Origin of the sequence: Leucobacter chromiireducens subsp. chromiireducens (assembly GCF_016758255.1) — a bacterium.
Taxonomy (GTDB): domain Bacteria; phylum Actinomycetota; class Actinomycetes; order Actinomycetales; family Microbacteriaceae; genus Leucobacter; species Leucobacter chromiireducens.
The window spans coordinates 821021-838337 of record NZ_QYAD01000001.1; the positions used below are offsets into that span (position 1 = coordinate 821021).

A 17317-nucleotide genomic window follows, 5' to 3' on the forward strand; every position below is an offset into this window, starting at 1 on the left:
AACCGCGTCGGCACCGCCGTGAAAGGACCGCCGTGACCAGTCGCCTCCTCCGCTCAATCGCGCTCTCCGCGACCGCCACCGCCGCGCTTGCGCTCGGCCTCGCCGGGTGCTCCGCGCAGCCCGCAGGCTCCGACGCCGCGACGGGAGACGCCGCAGGTGAGACTATTCGTATGGGCACGCAGCCGTGGCTCGGCTACGGCCAGTGGTATGTCGCGGAGGATCAGGGCTTCTTCGCGGACCGCGGCGTGGACGTTGCGCTCTCGAGCTTCAACGCGGACGCCGACGTGAACGCGGCGCTCGCCGCAAACCGACTGGACATGGCGAACGTGGGGGCGCAGGCCGCCCTCCAGTTCATCGAGCAGGGCCTCGACGTGTCGATCGTGCTGATGCTCGACTCGGCAACCGAGGCCGACGCCATCCTCGCGGGCGACGGGATCAGCGACGTCACTGATCTCGCGGGGAAGAAGGTGGCCTTCGAGCGCGGCGCCACGAGCGAGATTCTGCTCGCCGAGGCGCTCGACGAGGCGGGCCTCAGCTTTGACGATGTGAGCGTCGTCGAGGCCTCCGCGGACAAGGTCGCACCCATGTTGCTCGCCGGCCGGGTAGATGCTGGCGTCACCTACGAGCCCTACGTGAGTGAGGCGCTCGGCGCGGGCAAGGGGATCTCTGCGGTCGCGACGGCCGGTGAATTCCCCGGGCTCATCACCGACGTGCTCGTTGTGCGCAACGAGGTCCTTGATGAGCGCCCCGACGAGGTGCGCGAGGTGCTCGCATCGTGGGACGACGCGGTGAGCTACACGGAGGCGAACACCGACGAGGCGCGTGCAATCATCGCCGCCGGCGTTGGCTCTGACGTGAGCGATCTCGAGACCGCGTTCGACGGCGTGCACTACTACTCGCTCGCCGAGAACCGCGACCTCCTGACGGGCAGCTACGCCACGGAGACGCTGCCGGCGCTCGTGAGCGTCGCCGAGCGCATCGGCCTGCTCAGCGAGACGGTTGACGCGAAGACCGCGGTCCGCGCCGAGTTCCTCGGCAAGTAGCACACAGCGTGAGTACCGGATCCGGATCGATGCAGCGCCGCCCGCGGCGACGGCTGCGCATCGGGGCGCGCCTGTCGCGGCCCGCGTACCTTGCGACGGCGGTGGCCACGTTTGTCGTGCTCATCGCCGTGTGGTGGCTGGTCAGCGCGCTGGGCTTCGCGGACCCGATGTTCCTGCCCGGGCCGGATGCTGTACTGGGCGCGCTCGCGCAGCAGGCAGCGAGCGGTGAGCTGTGGGCTGACATTGGAGTGAGCTCCCTCCGGATTCTCATCGGATTCTCGCTCGCCACGGTGATGGCCGTGCCGATCGGCACGCTGATGGGCGTCAACGCCCGCGTCGAGGCCGCCCTCGAGCCGCTCATGGACTTCATTCGGTATATGCCGGTCGTGGCATTCGTGCCGCTCACGATCGTGTGGGCGGGGATTGACGAGGGGCAGAAGTTCCTCATCATCTGGATGGGCACCTTCTTCCAGCAGGTGCTTATGGTGGCGGATGCGGTGCGCCGCACCCCGAAGACCCTGGTGAGCCTCGGTGAAACGCTCGGGCTCAGCTGGACACAGCTGCTCACCCGCATCGTGGTGCCCTCCGCGATGCCGCGCATCTGGGATGCTTTGCGCGTGACCCTCGGATGGGCTTGGACCTGGCTGGTGGTCGCTGAGCTTGTCGCAGCGTCCAGCGGTATGGGCTTCCGCATTACGGTGGCGCAGCGTTTCTTCGAAACCGACCTCATCATCGGCTACGTCTTCGTACTCGGTGTGCTCGGCCTCATCCTTGACCAGTTGATGCGCGCCGCCGGGCGCCGCATGTTCGCCTACCAGGAGGGACGCGCATGAGCCCCGCAGCGACGCAGCCCCGCATTCGCGTGTCCGGCCTCACGAAGCACTTTGGTGCGGTCACCGCGCTCGATGGCGTTGACCTCGAGGTCGGTGAGAACGAGTTCGTCTCGATCGTCGGCGCCTCAGGTTGCGGCAAGTCGACGCTGCTCTCACTCATCGCGGGGCTTGAGGAGCCGAGCGCCGGCACGCTTGAGACCGCCGGGATGCCCATCACGGGCCCGGGGCGAGACCGCGGCGTGGTGTTCCAGCAGGCCACACTGATGCCCTGGCTCACGGTGCAGCAGAACGTGGAGTTCGCTCTGCGGGGAGAGCGTGAGCTCTCGCGCGCCGTCCGCGCAGACCGCGCACGCGAGTTCCTCGGCTTGGTTGGCCTCGCTGGGTTTGAAGATGCGCACCCCGCGCAGCTCTCCGGCGGTATGCAGCAGCGCGCGGCGCTCGCGCGCTCCCTCAGCTACGGGCCCGACATCCTGCTGATGGATGAGCCGTTCGGTGCGCTCGACGCGCTGACGCGGCGCACGATGCAGGAGCTGTTGCTTGAGGTATGGGAGCAGCACAAGCTGACCGTGCTGCTTGTCACGCACGACATCGACGAAGCGGTTGTCACGAGTGATCGCGTGGTCGTGATGAGTCCGCGGCCCGGCCGCGTGCAGCGTATCGTCGATGTGCCGATCCCGCGCCCGCGCACGCTAGCTTCTGAGCGCACCCCAGCGTTCCGTGAGCTGAGCGACGAGATCCTCGCGCTCATCCACGGCGGCGAGTCCGCGTAGCCCGCGGTCCGCGGTGTGCGGTGGCCCTGCGGGTTTCGACTGAGCGCGCCGCCCACCGCGCTCAGGGCCGAGCAGAGTAAGCTTTCGCCAATGAGATCCTTGGTGACAGCGGTGATCGCGGCGATCGAGGCGGCGGCTGCCGCAGCCCTCGGCCTGGCGATCGCGGTCGTGCCTGCGCTCGTACTGTGGGCGGTCACCTTTGGGCTCGCAGCCGAGCCGAGCGCGGTCTTTGCGGGCGGCGCCGCGGTGTGGTCCCTGGGCCACTTCGCGCCGCTCACGTTCACGCTGACCCCCGAGCTCGCGCTCAGCTTCGGGCTCCCCGCCGAGGCGTTCACGGTGGTGCTCAGCCTCGCCCCGCTCGGGCTGACGCTCCTCACCGCCTTGCTCGCGGTGCGCGCCGGGTGGCGCCTGGGCACGCGCGGCGGCGTGGGGGCCGCGGGCGTGCTGGGCGGCGCGTTGGGCTTTGGTGCGGCGGCGGGAGTTGTCGCCGCGGTGATCGCGCAGCTGCTGGTGTGGCCCCCCGTGCTCGCCGGCGTGGTGGCCGGCCTCGTGTACGGCGTGCCTGCTGGTCTCAGCTACCTGGTGCGCGCGGCTCGCGATGAGCACCCCTGGTGGCGGAGCACCGTGCGCGCGTTGCAGCGGGCACTCGAGCAGGTGGGCGCGCCCGGCGTTGCTGCACTCCCGGGTCGCGCCGCCGAGGTGCTGCGGCTCGCGGCAGGAGCACTGGCGGGGCTCCTCGGATTGAGTGGCCTTGCACTCGCCATCGCACTCTTCGGCGGGTACGGCGAGATCACCGCGCTCACGCAGCATCTGCAGCTCGATCCGCTCGGCTCGCTCCTGCTGTTCGGCGCACAGCTGGTACTCCTGCCGGTGGCGCTCTTGTGGGGGCTCGCCTGGCTCACCGGCGCGGGCTTCGCGGTGGGGGCGGGCACCTCGGTGACCCCGTTCGAGACCCTGCTCGGCCCCCTTCCTGCGTTGCCATTGTTCGGCGCGATCCCGCAGGGTTGGGGAGCGTTCGGTGCGCTCGCGCCAACGCTCGTGGTGCTTGTCGGGATTGCGGTTGCGGTGCTGCTGGGCCAGCGCGCCGAGACGCGTCGCTCGTCGTGGGCCGTCGCGCTCGGCAGCGCAGCGGGTGCCGCAGTGCTCGCGGGACTTGTTGTGACCGGGCTTGCTGCGCTCGCGACGGGCTCCATCGGCCCCGATCGACTTGCGGAGGCGGGCCCTGCGCCCTGGTTGGTCGGCGGCCTTGCCGCGGCGGAGCTCGGCGCTGGGCTGCTGCTCGGCACGGCGGCGTCTCGCGTCGACGCTGCGCGGGTGCGTGAGCTCCTGCCAGAGGGACTGCCCGCAGCCTGGGGTGGCGAGCGCGAGGGGCACACCGCCGATGCGCAGGAGACGGTGCCGCTGGAGGGGCTTGCGCCGGTGAGCACGGCAACGGATCTGGCTGATGCGGCGCCTGAACCCGACGAGGTGCACGCCGAGGTGTCGGAGCTGCCGCGAGTGGGCGTGTGGCCCGCGGACGAGGGCGGCTTGGAGCTCGCCCCCGCGGATCCGGATCTCGCGCTTGCTCATCTCGATCCCGCCGCTGGAGTGCCGGCTGACTCCGCCGAGGATTCCACTCCTGAGCACGAACTCACGTACGAACACGAGACCGTGCCTGTGGAGCCTGTGGAGCCTGTGGAGCCTGTGGAGCTGGGGGATCCCTACGACCAGGAAGCCGCTGGAGAGCCCGAGGAGGAAGACCACTCCGTTTCGGGGGGCCCGGAAGACGATGCGAACGTCGAGGAGGCCGCACTCGCCGCGTATGCCTGGGACGAGAACGCGACGGGCGAGGTGACGCCGCCGGAGACGGGGCGCCGGCCCGGTTGGCGTCTGCGGGGCCCGGGGCGCTAGGGTAGAGGCGCAATCCACGGGAGTCCCGACGCGCGGGGCTGAGAGGGAGCACGCGAGCTCCGACCGTTCAACCTGATCTGGTTCATACCAGCGGAGGAAGGAACTCTTCGATGACGCCTGCACACTCCCGGCTCACGATTCGGATCGGCGCGCGCGCTGGTCTGCTCGGCCTCACCGCACTGCTCGGTCTCGGTCTCGCGGGCTGCGCCCCGGCGACGCCCGAGGCAGCCGATTCACGCGAGGTAACCCTGGTGGTGCACTCCTCGTTCCCCAATGAGGAGTTTGCCGCCGCAGCGAGCGAGGCCACCGGCTACGAGGTGTCCGTCGTCTCGGCCGGCGATGGCGGTGAACTGACCAACAAGCTCGTGCTCACGAAGGGTGCGCCGATCGCCGACGCGTTCTTCGGCGTCGACACGATCTTTGCGTCACGACTCGTGACGAACGACGTGGTGGAGCCCTACCGCCCGCAGGGCCTGTCTGACGCGTTCACGTACCTCGCAATTGGAGCGGACGGGGGTGCGGTCTCGGGCGACGCGGACTACGCGCTCACCCCGATCGACCAGGGTGCAACCTGCATCAACATCGACCCGGCCTGGTTTGCTGAGCACAGCATTGCCGAGCCGAAGAACTACGAGGACCTCGCGAAGCCCGAGTACCGCGACCTCACCGTGCTGCTCGACCCGACCGCCTCATCGACGGGCGCATCCTTCCTCGTTGGCACCGTCGCGAAGTTTGGCGAAGACGGCTTCGCCAAGTACTGGCAGAGCCTCATCGACAATGGTGCGCGCGTGGAGCAGGGCTGGAGCGACGCGTACAACGGCCAGTTCACGCAGGGCGGCGGCGAAGGTACCAAGCCGATCGTGGTGTCGTACGGTTCGTCACCCGCCTTCACCGTGACGGAGGATGGTTCCGCCACCACGACGAAGGCGCTCCTCGACACCTGCTCGAACCAGGTGGAGTACGCGGGTGTGCTCGCCGGCGCGGCGAACCCCGCCGGTGCGCGTGCGGTGCTCGACTACCTCGCCTCCGGTGAGTTCCAGGCGACGATCCCCGACAGCATGTACATGTACCCGGTCGACACCGAGGTGAGCTTGCCCGAGTCGTGGGCGGAGTTTGCTCCGATCCCGAGCGAGGCACAGCTGAATGACCTGCCGAGCGCCGAGATTGAGCTTGGCCGCGAGGGCTGGCTGAAGACGCTGAGCGAGCAGATCGGCCTCTAGCGTGGGCGAAGCGGCACCCCGCGGCAACTCCGCGGGCGCAACACCCTGGGGCATCACTGCCTGGGTGCTTGCCGTGGCGGTGCCGCTCGCGTTCCTCGCGCTCTTCTTCCTGTGGCCGGTCATCGCGCTCGTTGCGACCGGCCTCACGAGCGATGGGCGCATCGACCTCGGGGGCATCGCCGAGGTGTTTGGTGCCTCGCGCACCTGGCGCGTCATTGGGCAAACGCTCGCGCAGGCGGGGCTCGCGACCGCGGTATCGGTCGCGCTGGGGGTCCCCGCGGCCTTCGTGCTTTACAAATTGAAGTTCCCCGGCCGCACCCTGCTCCAGGGACTCATGACCGTTCCATTCGTGCTGCCCACAGTCGTGGTGGGCGGCGCATTCTCCGCGCTGCTTGGCCCGGGCGGTCCGCTCGAACATCTCGGCCTTGAGCGCAGCCTCGTGTCGATCGTCGCGGCGCTCGCGTTCTTCAACGTCACAGTGGTGGCGCGCACCGTTGGTTCGTTCTGGGCGCGACTCGATGAACGTGGGGTGCAGGCCGCGCGTGTGCTCGGCGCCACGCGTGCGCGGGCCTTCTGCACGGTCACCGTGCCGGCGCTTGCACCGGCGCTCGCCTCGGCGGCAGCCCTGGTGTTCCTGTTTTGCTCCACGTCGTTTGGCATCGTGCTCATCCTCGGCGGGCGTGAGTTCGCGAACGTCGAGACCGAGATCTACCGGCTCACCGTGCAGTTCCTCGATCTGCGCAGTGCGGCGGTGCTGTCGCTCGCCCAGTTCGTGCTCGTCGGCCTCGTGCTCATCGTATCGACGCGTCTGCGCCGCTCGGGGGAGCGCGCGGTTGAGCTCGCCGCGGAGGGCACGGGGGAGCGGCGGCCTCAGCTGAGCGATGCACCCGTCATCGCGGTGTTCGTTGCAACACTTGCGCTGCTCCACGCCGCACCGCTCGTGACGCTCGTGCTGCGTTCCTTGCACACCGGAACGGGCGAGTGGAGCCTTGCCAACTATGCGGCACTCGCCCGCCCGCCCGCGGACTTTCCCATCTCCGGTTCGGTGCTCGCCGCGATCGGGCGCTCGAGCCGCACCGCACTCATCGCCGCGTTGATCGCGATGGTGCTCGGCGTGCTCATCGCCCTCGTTCTGTCGCGCCGCCCCCACAGCACGGCACTTCGGCGCGGCCAGAGCCTGTTCGACGGCCTGGTAATGCTGCCCCTCGGCGTATCCGCGGTGACACTCGGTTTCGGCCTCCTGCTCACCATGCACAAGCCGCTCGGGATCGGCCTCGACCTGCGCACCTCGGCGGCGCTCATTCCAATCGCGCAGGCGCTCGTCGCGCTGCCACTTGTCGTGCGCGTGCTGCTGCCTGTGCTGCGCGGCATCGATCCGAGTCTCCGCTTCGCCGCGCAGGTGCTGGGCGCCCGCCCGCCCGTGGTGCTCGGAACGATCGACCTGCCGCTGCTCGGTCGCTCTGCCGGGCTCGCGCTCGGCTTCGCGTTTGCGGCGTCGCTTGGCGAGTTTGGCGCGACTTCATTCCTCGTGCGGCCGGGCGAACCGACGCTACCCGTCATCGTCGCAGAACTCATTGGGCACCAGGCTCCCGGAGCATACGGAGCAGGACTCGCGGGCGCGGTTACACTCGGAGTGCTCACTGCCACCGCTATGCTAATCGCCGAGCGGCTTCGCATAGACCGCTTCGCCCGGACATCCGGCGGCGCCGCCGCCGGTTGGGCAGCGGTATAGGGGAGTATGCGCTTGGGCATGGACGCACTGGACGCGATAGTGATCGACGGACGCTCGGGATCGGGCAAGACGTCACTCGCGGACCTCCTGATTCGACGCTTCGCGGGAGTCGGGCGCGACGCCCAGGTGTTGCGTGTGGAAGATCTGTACCCGGGCTGGGACGGGCTCGCCCAGGGTTCTGCGGCGGTCGCCGCGGCACTCGACACCGGCGCCTACCGCCGCTTCGACTGGACTGCGGAGCGTTTTGGCGAACCGGTGCGCATCGATCCCAAGCTGCCGTTAATCGTCGAGGGGTGCGGAGCCGTGACGAGCGAGAACCTGCGCGCCGTGAACGACTGGACTCGTCGGGCCGACGCGGCGCCTGCCGAGCCTCGCATTTGGTCGGTGTGGCTTGAGCTTCCGGGAGAAGAACGGCGAACGCGGGCGCTCGCGCGCGACGGGGAGACCTTCGCTCCGCACTGGCAGCGCTGGGCAGACCAGGAGGACCGCCACTATGCGGCGCACGCGCCCTGGGACCTGGTCAACGAGGTGCTGCGCGGCTGATCAGCGCTACCGCACCGCCCAGACATTCCCGCGACGGGTAGACTGAGCGGGTGCTGAAACTCGCAGTTCTGATCTCCGGCAGCGGGAGTAACCTCAAAGCGCTGATCGACGCCGCGGCCGACCCCGCGTTTCCCGCGCAGATCGCGTGCGTGGGCTCGGACACCGACGCCCCCGGTCTCGCGCATGCGACGGCCGCCGGGATCCCCACATTCGTGGTGCGCCCGCAGGACTACGACGATCGCGAGGAGTGGGGCCAGGTGCTCGCCGCGGCGATCCAGGAGCACGGCGTGGGCACCGGGCCGGCCCCGGGGCTCGTCGTCTCGGCCGGCCTCATGCGCATTCTGCCGGCCGGGTTTGTTCGCTGGTTCTCCCCGAACCTCATTAACACGCACCCCGCGCTGCTGCCCCTGTACCCCGGCGCACACGCGGTGCGCGATGCGCTCGCCGCAGGCGCTACCGAAACCGGAGTGACCGTGCACGTGATCGACGAGGGTGTCGATACGGGGCCGGTGCTGCGTCAGTCCGCCGTTCCCGTTCGCCCCGGCGACACGGAGGACGAGCTCCACGAGCGCATCAAGCAGGAGGAGCGCCCGCTCCTCGTTGCGACCGTGCGCGAGATCGCGGAGGGCACGCTCTCGCTTGCCGCCGCAACCGAACGACCCTAGTTTCGCAACCCAACCAAGGAGCCTGATGGCAGTCCAGAGCCACGATCCCAGCCTGTACGAGCACCGCGACCTGATTCCGGTACGCCGGGCGCTCATCTCTGTGAGTGACAAGACCCGGCTGCTTGACCTCGCCGCCGCGCTCGCGGGGGCTGGGGTAGAGATCGTTTCGACCGGCTCCACGGCCGCGACGATCCGCGAGGCGGGTCACGCGGTGACCGATGTGGCAGAGGTCACCGGCTTCGCTGAGGCCCTCGACGGCCGCGTGAAGACGCTGCACCCCGCAGTGCACTCCGGTCTACTTGCCGACCTGCGACTTGCGGACCACCGTGCGCAGCTCGAGCAGCTTGGTTTTGCGCCGTTCGAGCTCGTCGTGGTGAACCTGTACCCCTTCGAAGAGACCGTCGCGTCGGGCAAGCCCGCAGCCGACGTGATCGAGAACGTCGACATCGGTGGCCCCGCGATGGTGCGCGCAACCGCGAAGAACCACGCAAATGCCGCGATTGTCGTATCGCCGGGTCGCTATGACGAGGTGATCGCCGCGATTGCTGAGGGGGGCACCACGCTCGCTCTGCGTCGTTCGCTCGCCACCGAGGCGTTCGTGCACACCGCGCAGTACGACGCCGCGGTCGCGAACTGGTTCCTCGATCAGGAGGACCTGGAATGGGGAGATGCACCCGCGCCGGAGCTCCCCGGAGCAGGCGACGATATCGACAGCATCTTCGAGGCGACCGACGGCTACGTCGGCTACGAGGTGTTCGGGCTGCGCGAGGCTGTGTTGCGCTACGGCGAGAACAGCCACCAGCGTGCCGCGCTCTTCACGGAGAACGAGGGCGCGGGTATTGCACAGGCCTCGCAGCTGCACGGCAAGGAAATGTCGTACAACAACTACGTTGATGCCGATGCCGCCCTGCGCGCTGCGTTCGATCACGAGCGCCCCGCGGTTGCGATCATCAAGCACGCAAACCCCTGTGGCATCGCGGTTGCGCCCGAGGGCGCGGCTGATCCGATCGCGGCCGCGCACGAGCTTGCGCACGCATGCGACCCGGTCTCGGCGTTTGGCGGTGTCATTGCGGCGAACCGCATCGTGACGAAGGCGATGGCGGAGACGGTCGCTGAGATCTTCACCGAGGTGGTTGTTGCACCCGGCTTTGAGCCCGAGGCGCTCGCGATCCTGAGCCAGAAGAAGAACATTCGACTGCTGGTGCTGCCGGAGGACTTCACCCCCAACCCGGTCGAGCTGCGCCAGGTATCCGGCGGCTTCCTGCTGCAGGACGCCGACCGGAGCTTCGCGCCCGCTGCCGAGTGGACCCTCGCAACGGGCGAGCCTGTCGATGCTGCCGCGCTCGCCGAGCTCGAGTTCGCGTGGCGTGCGTGCCGCGCGGTCAAGTCGAACGGCATCATCCTCACGGCCGGTGGTGCCTCTGTTGGCGTCGGCATGGGGCAGGTCAACCGTGTCGACTCCTGCCGACTCGCGGTCGAGCGGGCGGGGGATCGCGCACGCGGTGCGGTCGCGGCGTCCGATGCGTTCTTCCCGTTCGCCGACGGACTGCAGGTGCTCCTCGACGCCGGCGTCACGGCTGTGGTGCAGCCTGGCGGTTCGGTGCGCGACGCTGAGGTGATCGCCGCGGCTGAGGCCGCCGGTGTGACGATGTACTTCACGGGCGAGCGTCACTTCTTCCACTAATCGTTCGCGCGACCGCACCCGCGACCGCGCACACTCGAAAACCCCGACCCCTGCGTGGGGAGAACGGAACAGAAGATGGAAATCGTAAAGGGAATCCTCGTGGTGCTGCACCTCGTTGGCTTCGGCGCGGTCTTCGGCAGCACGCTTGCGCAGCTGTCCATGGTGAAGGAAGCACGTGCGCGCATCACGCCCGGCATCCTGCACGGCGCGACGCTGCTGTTTGCTACGGGTCTGCTGCTCGTTGCATCCGTGTACATGATGGGCGGCACGCCGAACAACATGAAGATCGGCGTGAAGACGCTGGTGCTGATCGGGCTCATCGTGGTCATCCTGATGAACCGTAAGAAGGAGAACGTTCCGGCTGGCGTGCTCGGCGCGATCGCCGGGATGTCGCTGCTGAACGTGGCGCTGGCGGTGCTCTGGCACTAGGCACCACGCAGCAACGCACGAAGGGGGCGTGGGATCATCAGGATTCCACGCCCCCTTCGTGCATGTTCGGGGGTGAAGAGCGGTCGGCCCCGGGCGGACTACTTACCCGCGCGGGGGAGCGAACCTACCTGGTCGCCCGACTCGTCGAACACCGCGAGCGTATCGCCGTCGAGCTTTGCCGTGTGGCCCTGCGACAGCCAGGTATCGACGCCCTCGCAGAACATCATCGTTGCACGCATCACGCCGAGCTCGATGGTGCCGTCCTTCTCGGTGTAGCTTCCGCCGATAATGTTGCAGCCATCGTTCCCGACATACTCGCCGCCGGTCTTGCCGTCCGCCGGGGTGAACTCAATCGACGGCTTCCCTTGGGTGTCAGGCTCACCCCAGGCGCCCGACACTGACGCAGCGGGCGACGAACATGCGGCGAGGAGCAGTGCGGCGGTGGTTGCCGCGAGAAGTGCGCCCGTGCGCACGAACTGAGTCTTCATGCCGCCAGTGTAAGGCACCACCTGGAGAATTCACGCGGGTTTCAGTGACGCTTCGCAGACAGCTCAGATGTGTACCGTGAATGCTGCGTTCAGGTTGTCTCGTCGCCGCAGAAATACGCGAAGGGGCGGGGAACCCGTAGGATTCCCACGCCCCTCCGCGGGTGCGCTTGGCGGCCTTCAGCGGGCCGCGCTGAAACGCGTGACTATCGCCAGCGAGCACCCCAGCTCTTCGACTCACCCGCGGGGGCGATTGCCTGCGGAACTCCCGCGGGGTTCTCATCGCGGAGGGCCTCGGGCAGGAACGCGGCGGGCGCGTTCTGGTAGGCCACGGGGCGCATGAAGCGCGTGATCGCGGCGGTGCCGACCGAGGTGCTTGCGTCGTTTGTCGTAGCGGGCCAGGGACCGCCGTGCTGCTGGGCGGGGGTCACCGCGACGCCGGTCGACCAGCCATTGAAGAGCACGCGTCCGACCTGGAGGCTGAGCGCTGCGACGAGTGCGCGCAGCTCGCCCGCGTTCGCGGTCTCGCCGCTCGCCTCTGCGCTGCTGAGGTGGAGGGTGCCGGTGAGATTCCCCTCAAAAAACTCGGGCATGATCGCCGCAAGGTCGGTTCCCTCGGGCACCTCGACCACGATCGAGAGCGGTCCGAAGGCCTCCTCGGCGAGAGCCTCCGCGCTCGCGCGGAAACCGTCGAGCGGCACCGAGACAATGGTCGGGGTGGCCCAGCCGTGCCCGGCCTCGTCGAAACGGATTCCTCCGGGCAGCACCGCGGTGACACCCTCGGAGCCCAGGATCGCGTTGCGCCGCTCGTCGAAGCTGCGGGCGATGCGGGGGTCGAGCAGGCGGTGCTCGGGGAAATCGCTTGCGGCGGTCTGGATTGCTGCGGGCAGCGCGGAACCGGCAGGGGCGAACACAAAACCAGGCTTCGTGCAGAGCTGCCCTGCGGAGCCTGAGACGCTTGTGAGGAAGCCCTCGGCGATCTCTGCGGCACGCTCCGCGATTGCGTCAGCGGTGACGAACACGGGGTTCACTGAGCCGAGCTCGCCAAAGAACGGAATGGGGGCCGGTCGACTAGCGGCGATGTCTGCGAGCAGACGGCCAACCGCGATCGAGCCCGTGAACGCGCCCGCCTTGATGCGCGGATCCTTCAGAACGCTCACACCCGCCTCGCGGCCGTGGATGAGCTGGAACGTGCCCTCGGGCATCCCCGCGGCGGCGAGAGCCTCGGTGGCAACGGCTGCAGTGGCGTCGGACAGCTCAGGGTGACCTGAGTGCGCCTTCACAATCAGCGGGCAACCCGCGGCAAGCACGGCGGCCGAGTCGCCGCCCATCACGGAGAACGCGAATGGGAAGTTTGACGCGGAGAAGTTGATGACCGGGCCAACGGGCAGGTGCGTCCGGCGAATGTCGGGACGCACTCCCAACGCGAAATCGGTGTCGGCGTGGTCGATGCGAGCACCGAGGTATCCGCCGTCGACCAGGGTGTCAGCGAAGAGGCGCAGCTGGACCGCGGTGCGGGTGACCTCGCCGGCGAGACGGACCTCGGTGAGGCCGGTCTCGCGCATTGCGATGGCCACGAGCTCGTCACGGTGTGCCTCGAGCGAATCAGCGACTGCGACGATCGCGCGTGCGCGCTCCTCGGGGCGCGTTGCGGCAAAAGCGGGCGCGGCTGCGGCTGCGCGCGCGACAACAGCCTCGAGTTCAGGGGAGAGGGTCTCGGTCATGAGCTTCCTTTTCGCAAGTGGTGCGGTGGTGCGGCATCGCGCCACCTGAGAATAATGCCATGTGCAATTGTATAGCGCGCGAAGCGGCAGTGGCCAGGGTTCCCACTCCAGGCGAGACGCGGCCGCGCCCAGTGTCTCACGCGCTGGCAATGGTGGGGCTGCCAGTTCCGAACAGTGCAAGTGCGGGCGAGTGTGCGGAAGTGCGACTGTGTGCCGCCCGCGACTCGCCGGTCTTGACGTGAGTTGAATCATCAGATCAAGGTAAGGGTATGCTGAATCGCCGCTCGCGCGGTGTTTCTACTTCTGCCCGAAAGGACCCTTGTGAATCATCAACTGCGGACGAGCCGCCGCGCTCGCCCACTCACGGCGCTTGCGCTTGCTCTCGCGGTGCCCGGTATTGCGTTCACGGCGACTCCCGCGTTGGCCGCACCGTCGACCGCATCGCTGCCCGCCGAGACGCAAGGCTCCGTGATTTCGGTCACTGGGGACCGGACGATCACCGGGCCCAATGGATCTGCGTTTGGTTCGACGGCGTCGCAGGCCCGATGCGACGTGAACGGGGACGGAGTGCCAGACCTTGCGGTTGGCACCTACGCGACCTTTGACATGACCCCCGGCGCAACCGGGGCCTACGTGATGTTGGGAGCCGATCACACTGGCGGCTCGGCGGGGGTCGAGGATGTCGAGCCGATTCATGTGATCGACACGTCGCGCAACATGATGGGCGGCCTTGACGTGCGCTGCGCCGGTGACGTGAATGGTGACGGGATCGACGACCTGGTCGCCGTGGCCCAGGCGGCGGGTGCATTCATCGTGTACGGGGCCCGCGACTTCGGGGAGGTGCGCCTCGATGAACTCGGAGATCGTGGCCATGTGGTGCTCGGAAGCATCACCCGCGCAAACGGAGTGGGCGATATTGACGGAGATGGCCGCGACGAGGTCGCAGTGACCGACACGAGCGGGGTGGTTACAATCTTGAACGCGGAGACGCTCGGCGCCGAGGTGGCGCTTGCCGAGACCGCGGGCCCTCGAGTCTCTGGGGCGGGGATCGACCTCGTTTCCGTGAGCCGTGCCGGGGACATGAACGGTGACGGTCGGGACGATCTCGCGGTCGGGGCGGCTTCCTGGCGTGCGCCCGGCGCGGGAAGCTTCGCGACCGGAGCGATCTGGGTGCTGACTGATCTCAGTGCGGATGTGACGGTTGGTGCGGATCCGGTGCCCGGCTTCCGCATCGATGGTCCGCCGCGAGGTTATGACTTGCTCGGTACCTCCACCGTGGGGCTTGGTGATATCACGGGGGACGGCTTCGACGATCTGCTCATTGGTGGGGAATCGGACGATCCGAAGACCGGGAGCGCTGTCGTCGTGACGGGCGGGCCCGACGGCGTGAACGTGCACACCGATCCGCTCGACGCTGATCGACCGGCAGTGCGCGCCGCGGGCACCGATGAGCAGCGTGGCTGGTGGGTGAACGGCATCGCGTCGGGCGACCACTTCGGGCACGCGGTCGGAGCGGTGCCGATGGAGGGCTGGGCCATGCTGCTCATGGGCGGAATGGACGGATCTCCGGACCCGGATCGCGAGGGCTCGGGCTACGTGGTGGCGCTTGACTCGCGTGCCCTTGTCGACGGACGCGCTGGTGTCTCGCAGGCCGGAGTCTTCGATGCGTCCTCGCTGCTTTCGAAGGACTCGGAGCAGACGGGGGCAGCGCTCATCGTCGGGAGCCACGCTGATACTCGTCTGGGACGTTCGTTTGCGGACCTCACGGCGAATCGTGCCGGGGATCGCGTGGTATTCGCTGCAGGCGCCCCGGCGCTCTTCAGCGATGCCGACCCGGCCGTACGCATTCTCGAGGTGACCTCGCCGGCACCGACCGTCACTCCGGAGCCGAAGCCGGAACCCAAGCCGGAACCCAAGCCTGAGCCGAAGCCGGAACCCAAGCCTGAGCCGAAGCCCGAGCCCAAGCCGGAGCCCGGCGTGACCCCCGAGGTCACCCCGGAGGTGGCGCCCAACCCTCGGGCCGGTGCGAATTCCGCGGAGCCGCTTGCGCATACCGGTGGTGACGGCGCAGCGTTCTGGGCTGTGGCTGCGCTTGGTGTGCTGGGGGTTGCGGGTGGCGGAGCCGTGCTGATCGCTCGTGCACGCACCGCTCGACGCAGCGAGAACGTGGGCTGAGCCGTATTGGGCTGGCGTGAACTCTGCCATTCCGTCTGACTCAGAACGGGTGGTCGTCGGGGTCGTCGTCTTTGGCGACTGGCCCCGGCGGCACGAGGGGCCGGGCTGTTCGCGCGGGCGGCCGGACCCGTGCTGCGGCCGGCGGTGACATCGGTGATGTCGGTGCTGCAGCCTGCGGTGCCGATGAACGCGCCGGTGGTTGCGGTGATGGTGGTGGTGTTCCGGTGTTGTCGTGTTTCAGGAACCTCACCCGGCTCGGCGGCTCATCGTCGTACACGCGTCCGGTTGGGGATCGCCAGCGCATCGTCCCGTCCGGCAACAACCGGTGGTCCCAGTCAGAGTTGTGCTTCATGGTGTGGTGGCCCCGGCACAGGTGTGCAAGGTTGTCTGTGGATGTGGTGCCGCCATCTGCTGCGGGGATCGTGTGGTCGATATCGCAGCGGTTCACCGGCACCCGGCAACCGGGGAACCTGCAGTGCAGGTCGCGGGCCCCGAGGAAACCGCGCATCTGTGCACTGGGCCGATACCGATCCACACTCAGCACATCCCCGGTCTCACCGGACACGGTGACCTTCTCCCAGAAGTCGGCGTGGCCTGCGTAGCCGCGAATCTGTTCGGGGTCGATGGGTCCGGACCCGATGAGTTCGGCGTCCGTGAACTCCGGCGGCGAGGACGGTGCTGTGCCAGTCGCGGTCTGGTCGGTGGCTGTGGGCTTCGCGGCCTGGGCACCAGGCACGGGAGCAGCGCTGTCGTTTGGTGGGGGTGCTGTGGTGGTCACCACGACCTGGATGTGCGCCCGCACCGCCTCCTCCGAAGACCCCGCAACCAGCCGCATCGGATCCCCAGCAAGGAGCAAGTCCCGGAACACATCCGTGCGAGTCTGAGCGCGACTGCGCTTGGGGATCCCGGCCCGGATCTCTCGCACCCCGGGACGCCCGCCTTTCATGCCCGGACGGAGTTCCCGGAGCATGCGCCGGCGTTCTGCGACACTCTGTGCTCTCACACCCCGTGGCTTGCGCGTGGGGTGCGTGGGTGACGCTTCACCCGTGCTCGTGTCTGCGGGACCGGTGCCGCTGTCCGTGAGGGTGCGGGCGAGTTGGTGCTCGGTGACTTCCGCGGACTTCGCGAGCCGCGTCAAACGATCATGAATCGCATACGCCACAGGTGACGGCATGAACGCCACCAGCTCCGCCATCCCGTTCTCGTGATCACGCACCCACACTTTTCGCTCACACTCCGGCGAAGGAACAGGGGCGCCGCCGGTCTGGCCGGGGCTGTTGGGGTCGAGGCCGTTCGGGTCGGTGCCGTCGGGATCGGTGCTCGTTGGGCCGGGGCTGGATGGGTCAGTAGTGGATGGGTCATCGATCGTGGAGTCAACGCCCGGGAACGGGGCCGGCTTCGGGAGGGTTCTCGCGAGTTCACGGGCAAGCTTCCGCGCGATCGGCCGCAAACGCTGCGGAGTCTGGGACTCAGCACGCCGCAATACCTCCGCCTCGTACCTGCCCCGCACACGCACCGAATCCGGGTCCTGCCCAAGCCCCAGCGCGTCCGCGGATTCCACAAGTGCCCGCACATGCTCGGGAGAAACCTGCCCGGTGAGCATGCGCGGCAGAGTCGCAGGGAAACGCATCGTGAGCGCGCTCGCAAGGTTCAGATCGCGCTCCACGATGTGTTCGCTCTGATGAAGGGCGGTCGCGATCTCGGCACGCAGGGAACGGTACGGGATGTCGCCACTGCCGGAAGGGGCACGGTGCACCGCGGTCTCCATCGCGAAGGAAAGAACGTTCAGGCGTGCGGCGGTGAGGATGTTCTGGAAACGATCGAACTGTTCCAGCATGCCGACCACGTCATCCACCACCCGCACAGAGAACACGGGTGGGATGACACCCGGGGCGGCGGACGCGAACGCTTTGGTGATGAGCTCGGTGGGGTCGAACTCCGGGGCGGCGGCGGGGTTTGGAGCGGACGGGCTGGGGGCCTTCGTGAAGCGCACCCGGGAAGCCCGGCGGGGCGCGATCGGTGAGCCAGCAGGGGGAGAACCTCGGGTGGTGGTCATGTGCTCATTCAAGCAGTGACCACTGACATTCAGACCCCAGAAAACCGCGGAAACACGCGGCAAAACAA

General features: G+C 68.3%; 14 protein-coding genes and 1 riboswitch. Of the genes, 11 read left to right on the forward strand and 3 right to left on the reverse strand.

Annotation, left to right across the window (positions count from 1 at the left end; genetic code table 11):
• The first annotated feature begins 32 nt into the window (after positions 1-32).
• The 10 genes from D3226_RS03885 to D3226_RS03930 all read left to right on the forward strand — a co-directional run bounded on the left by D3226_RS03885 (position 33) and on the right by D3226_RS03930 (position 10809).
• Positions 33-1043, forward strand: a complete 1011-nt coding sequence (locus D3226_RS03885) for an aliphatic sulfonate ABC transporter substrate-binding protein (protein ID WP_202381057.1) — start codon at positions 33-35, stop codon at positions 1041-1043.
• Positions 1044-1051: 8 nt separating this feature from the next.
• On the forward strand, positions 1052-1876 hold the full coding sequence (locus tag D3226_RS03890) for an ABC transporter permease (protein ID WP_337248888.1): 825 nt from the start codon (positions 1052-1054) through the stop codon (positions 1874-1876).
• The gene (locus tag D3226_RS03895; RefSeq protein WP_202381058.1) at positions 1873-2646 is read left to right on the forward strand and encodes an ABC transporter ATP-binding protein; all 774 of its coding nucleotides are present in this window, start codon (positions 1873-1875) and stop codon (positions 2644-2646) included. The genes D3226_RS03890 and D3226_RS03895 overlap by 4 nt, the downstream gene beginning before the upstream one ends.
• Before the next feature lie 90 nt (positions 2647-2736).
• Positions 2737-4536 carry a cell division protein PerM gene (locus D3226_RS03900; protein WP_202381059.1) on the forward strand — a complete coding sequence of 600 codons (1800 nt, stop codon included), beginning with the start codon at positions 2737-2739 and terminating at the stop codon, positions 4534-4536.
• Between the two features lie 6 nt (positions 4537-4542).
• A riboswitch (TPP riboswitch) is annotated at positions 4543-4652 on the forward strand.
• Entirely contained in the window at positions 4647-5756 is a 1110-nt protein-coding gene (locus D3226_RS03905; RefSeq protein WP_202381060.1) for a thiamine ABC transporter substrate-binding protein, read from the forward strand. (Overlaps the previous riboswitch by 6 nt.)
• A gap of 1 nt (position 5757) precedes the next feature.
• Positions 5758-7488, forward strand: coding sequence for an ABC transporter permease (locus D3226_RS03910; protein WP_337248889.1), 1731 nt, complete (start codon positions 5758-5760; stop codon positions 7486-7488).
• 18 nt (positions 7489-7506) lie between these two features.
• The gene (locus tag D3226_RS03915; RefSeq protein ID WP_237462219.1) at positions 7507-8031 is read left to right on the forward strand and encodes a nucleoside/nucleotide kinase family protein; all 525 of its coding nucleotides are present in this window, start codon (positions 7507-7509) and stop codon (positions 8029-8031) included.
• A gap of 50 nt (positions 8032-8081) precedes the next feature.
• A complete protein-coding gene (gene purN, locus D3226_RS03920) occupies positions 8082-8696 on the forward strand; it encodes a phosphoribosylglycinamide formyltransferase (protein WP_202381062.1) in 615 nt (204 codons plus the stop codon).
• A gap of 25 nt (positions 8697-8721) precedes the next feature.
• A complete protein-coding gene (gene purH, locus D3226_RS03925) occupies positions 8722-10380 on the forward strand; it encodes a bifunctional phosphoribosylaminoimidazolecarboxamide formyltransferase/IMP cyclohydrolase (protein WP_202381063.1) in 1659 nt (552 codons plus the stop codon).
• 75 nt (positions 10381-10455) lie between these two features.
• Positions 10456-10809 carry a hypothetical protein gene (locus D3226_RS03930; protein ID WP_202381064.1) on the forward strand — a complete coding sequence of 118 codons (354 nt, stop codon included), beginning with the start codon at positions 10456-10458 and terminating at the stop codon, positions 10807-10809.
• Between the two features lie 98 nt (positions 10810-10907).
• On the opposite strand, the gene D3226_RS03935 is transcribed toward D3226_RS03930, so the two are convergent.
• Together D3226_RS03935 and D3226_RS03940 are read right to left on the reverse strand one after the other, a co-directional pair.
• The gene (locus D3226_RS03935) at positions 10908-11297 is read right to left on the reverse strand and encodes an META domain-containing protein (RefSeq protein WP_202381065.1); all 390 of its coding nucleotides are present in this window, start codon (positions 11295-11297) and stop codon (positions 10908-10910) included.
• A gap of 203 nt (positions 11298-11500) precedes the next feature.
• Positions 11501-13018 (reverse strand): aldehyde dehydrogenase family protein, encoded by a 1518-nt coding sequence (locus D3226_RS03940; RefSeq protein ID WP_202381066.1) that lies wholly within the window; start codon positions 13016-13018, stop codon positions 11501-11503.
• A gap of 321 nt (positions 13019-13339) precedes the next feature.
• On the opposite strand from D3226_RS03940, the gene D3226_RS15010 reads away from it, so the two are divergent.
• Positions 13340-15193, forward strand: a complete 1854-nt coding sequence (locus D3226_RS15010) for an FG-GAP repeat protein (RefSeq protein ID WP_202381067.1) — start codon at positions 13340-13342, stop codon at positions 15191-15193.
• 40 nt (positions 15194-15233) lie between these two features.
• On the opposite strand, the gene D3226_RS03950 is transcribed toward D3226_RS15010, so the two are convergent.
• On the reverse strand, positions 15234-17249 hold the full coding sequence (locus D3226_RS03950) for an HNH endonuclease signature motif containing protein (protein ID WP_202381068.1): 2016 nt from the start codon (positions 17247-17249) through the stop codon (positions 15234-15236).
• Positions 17250-17317: the final 68 nt, after the last annotated feature.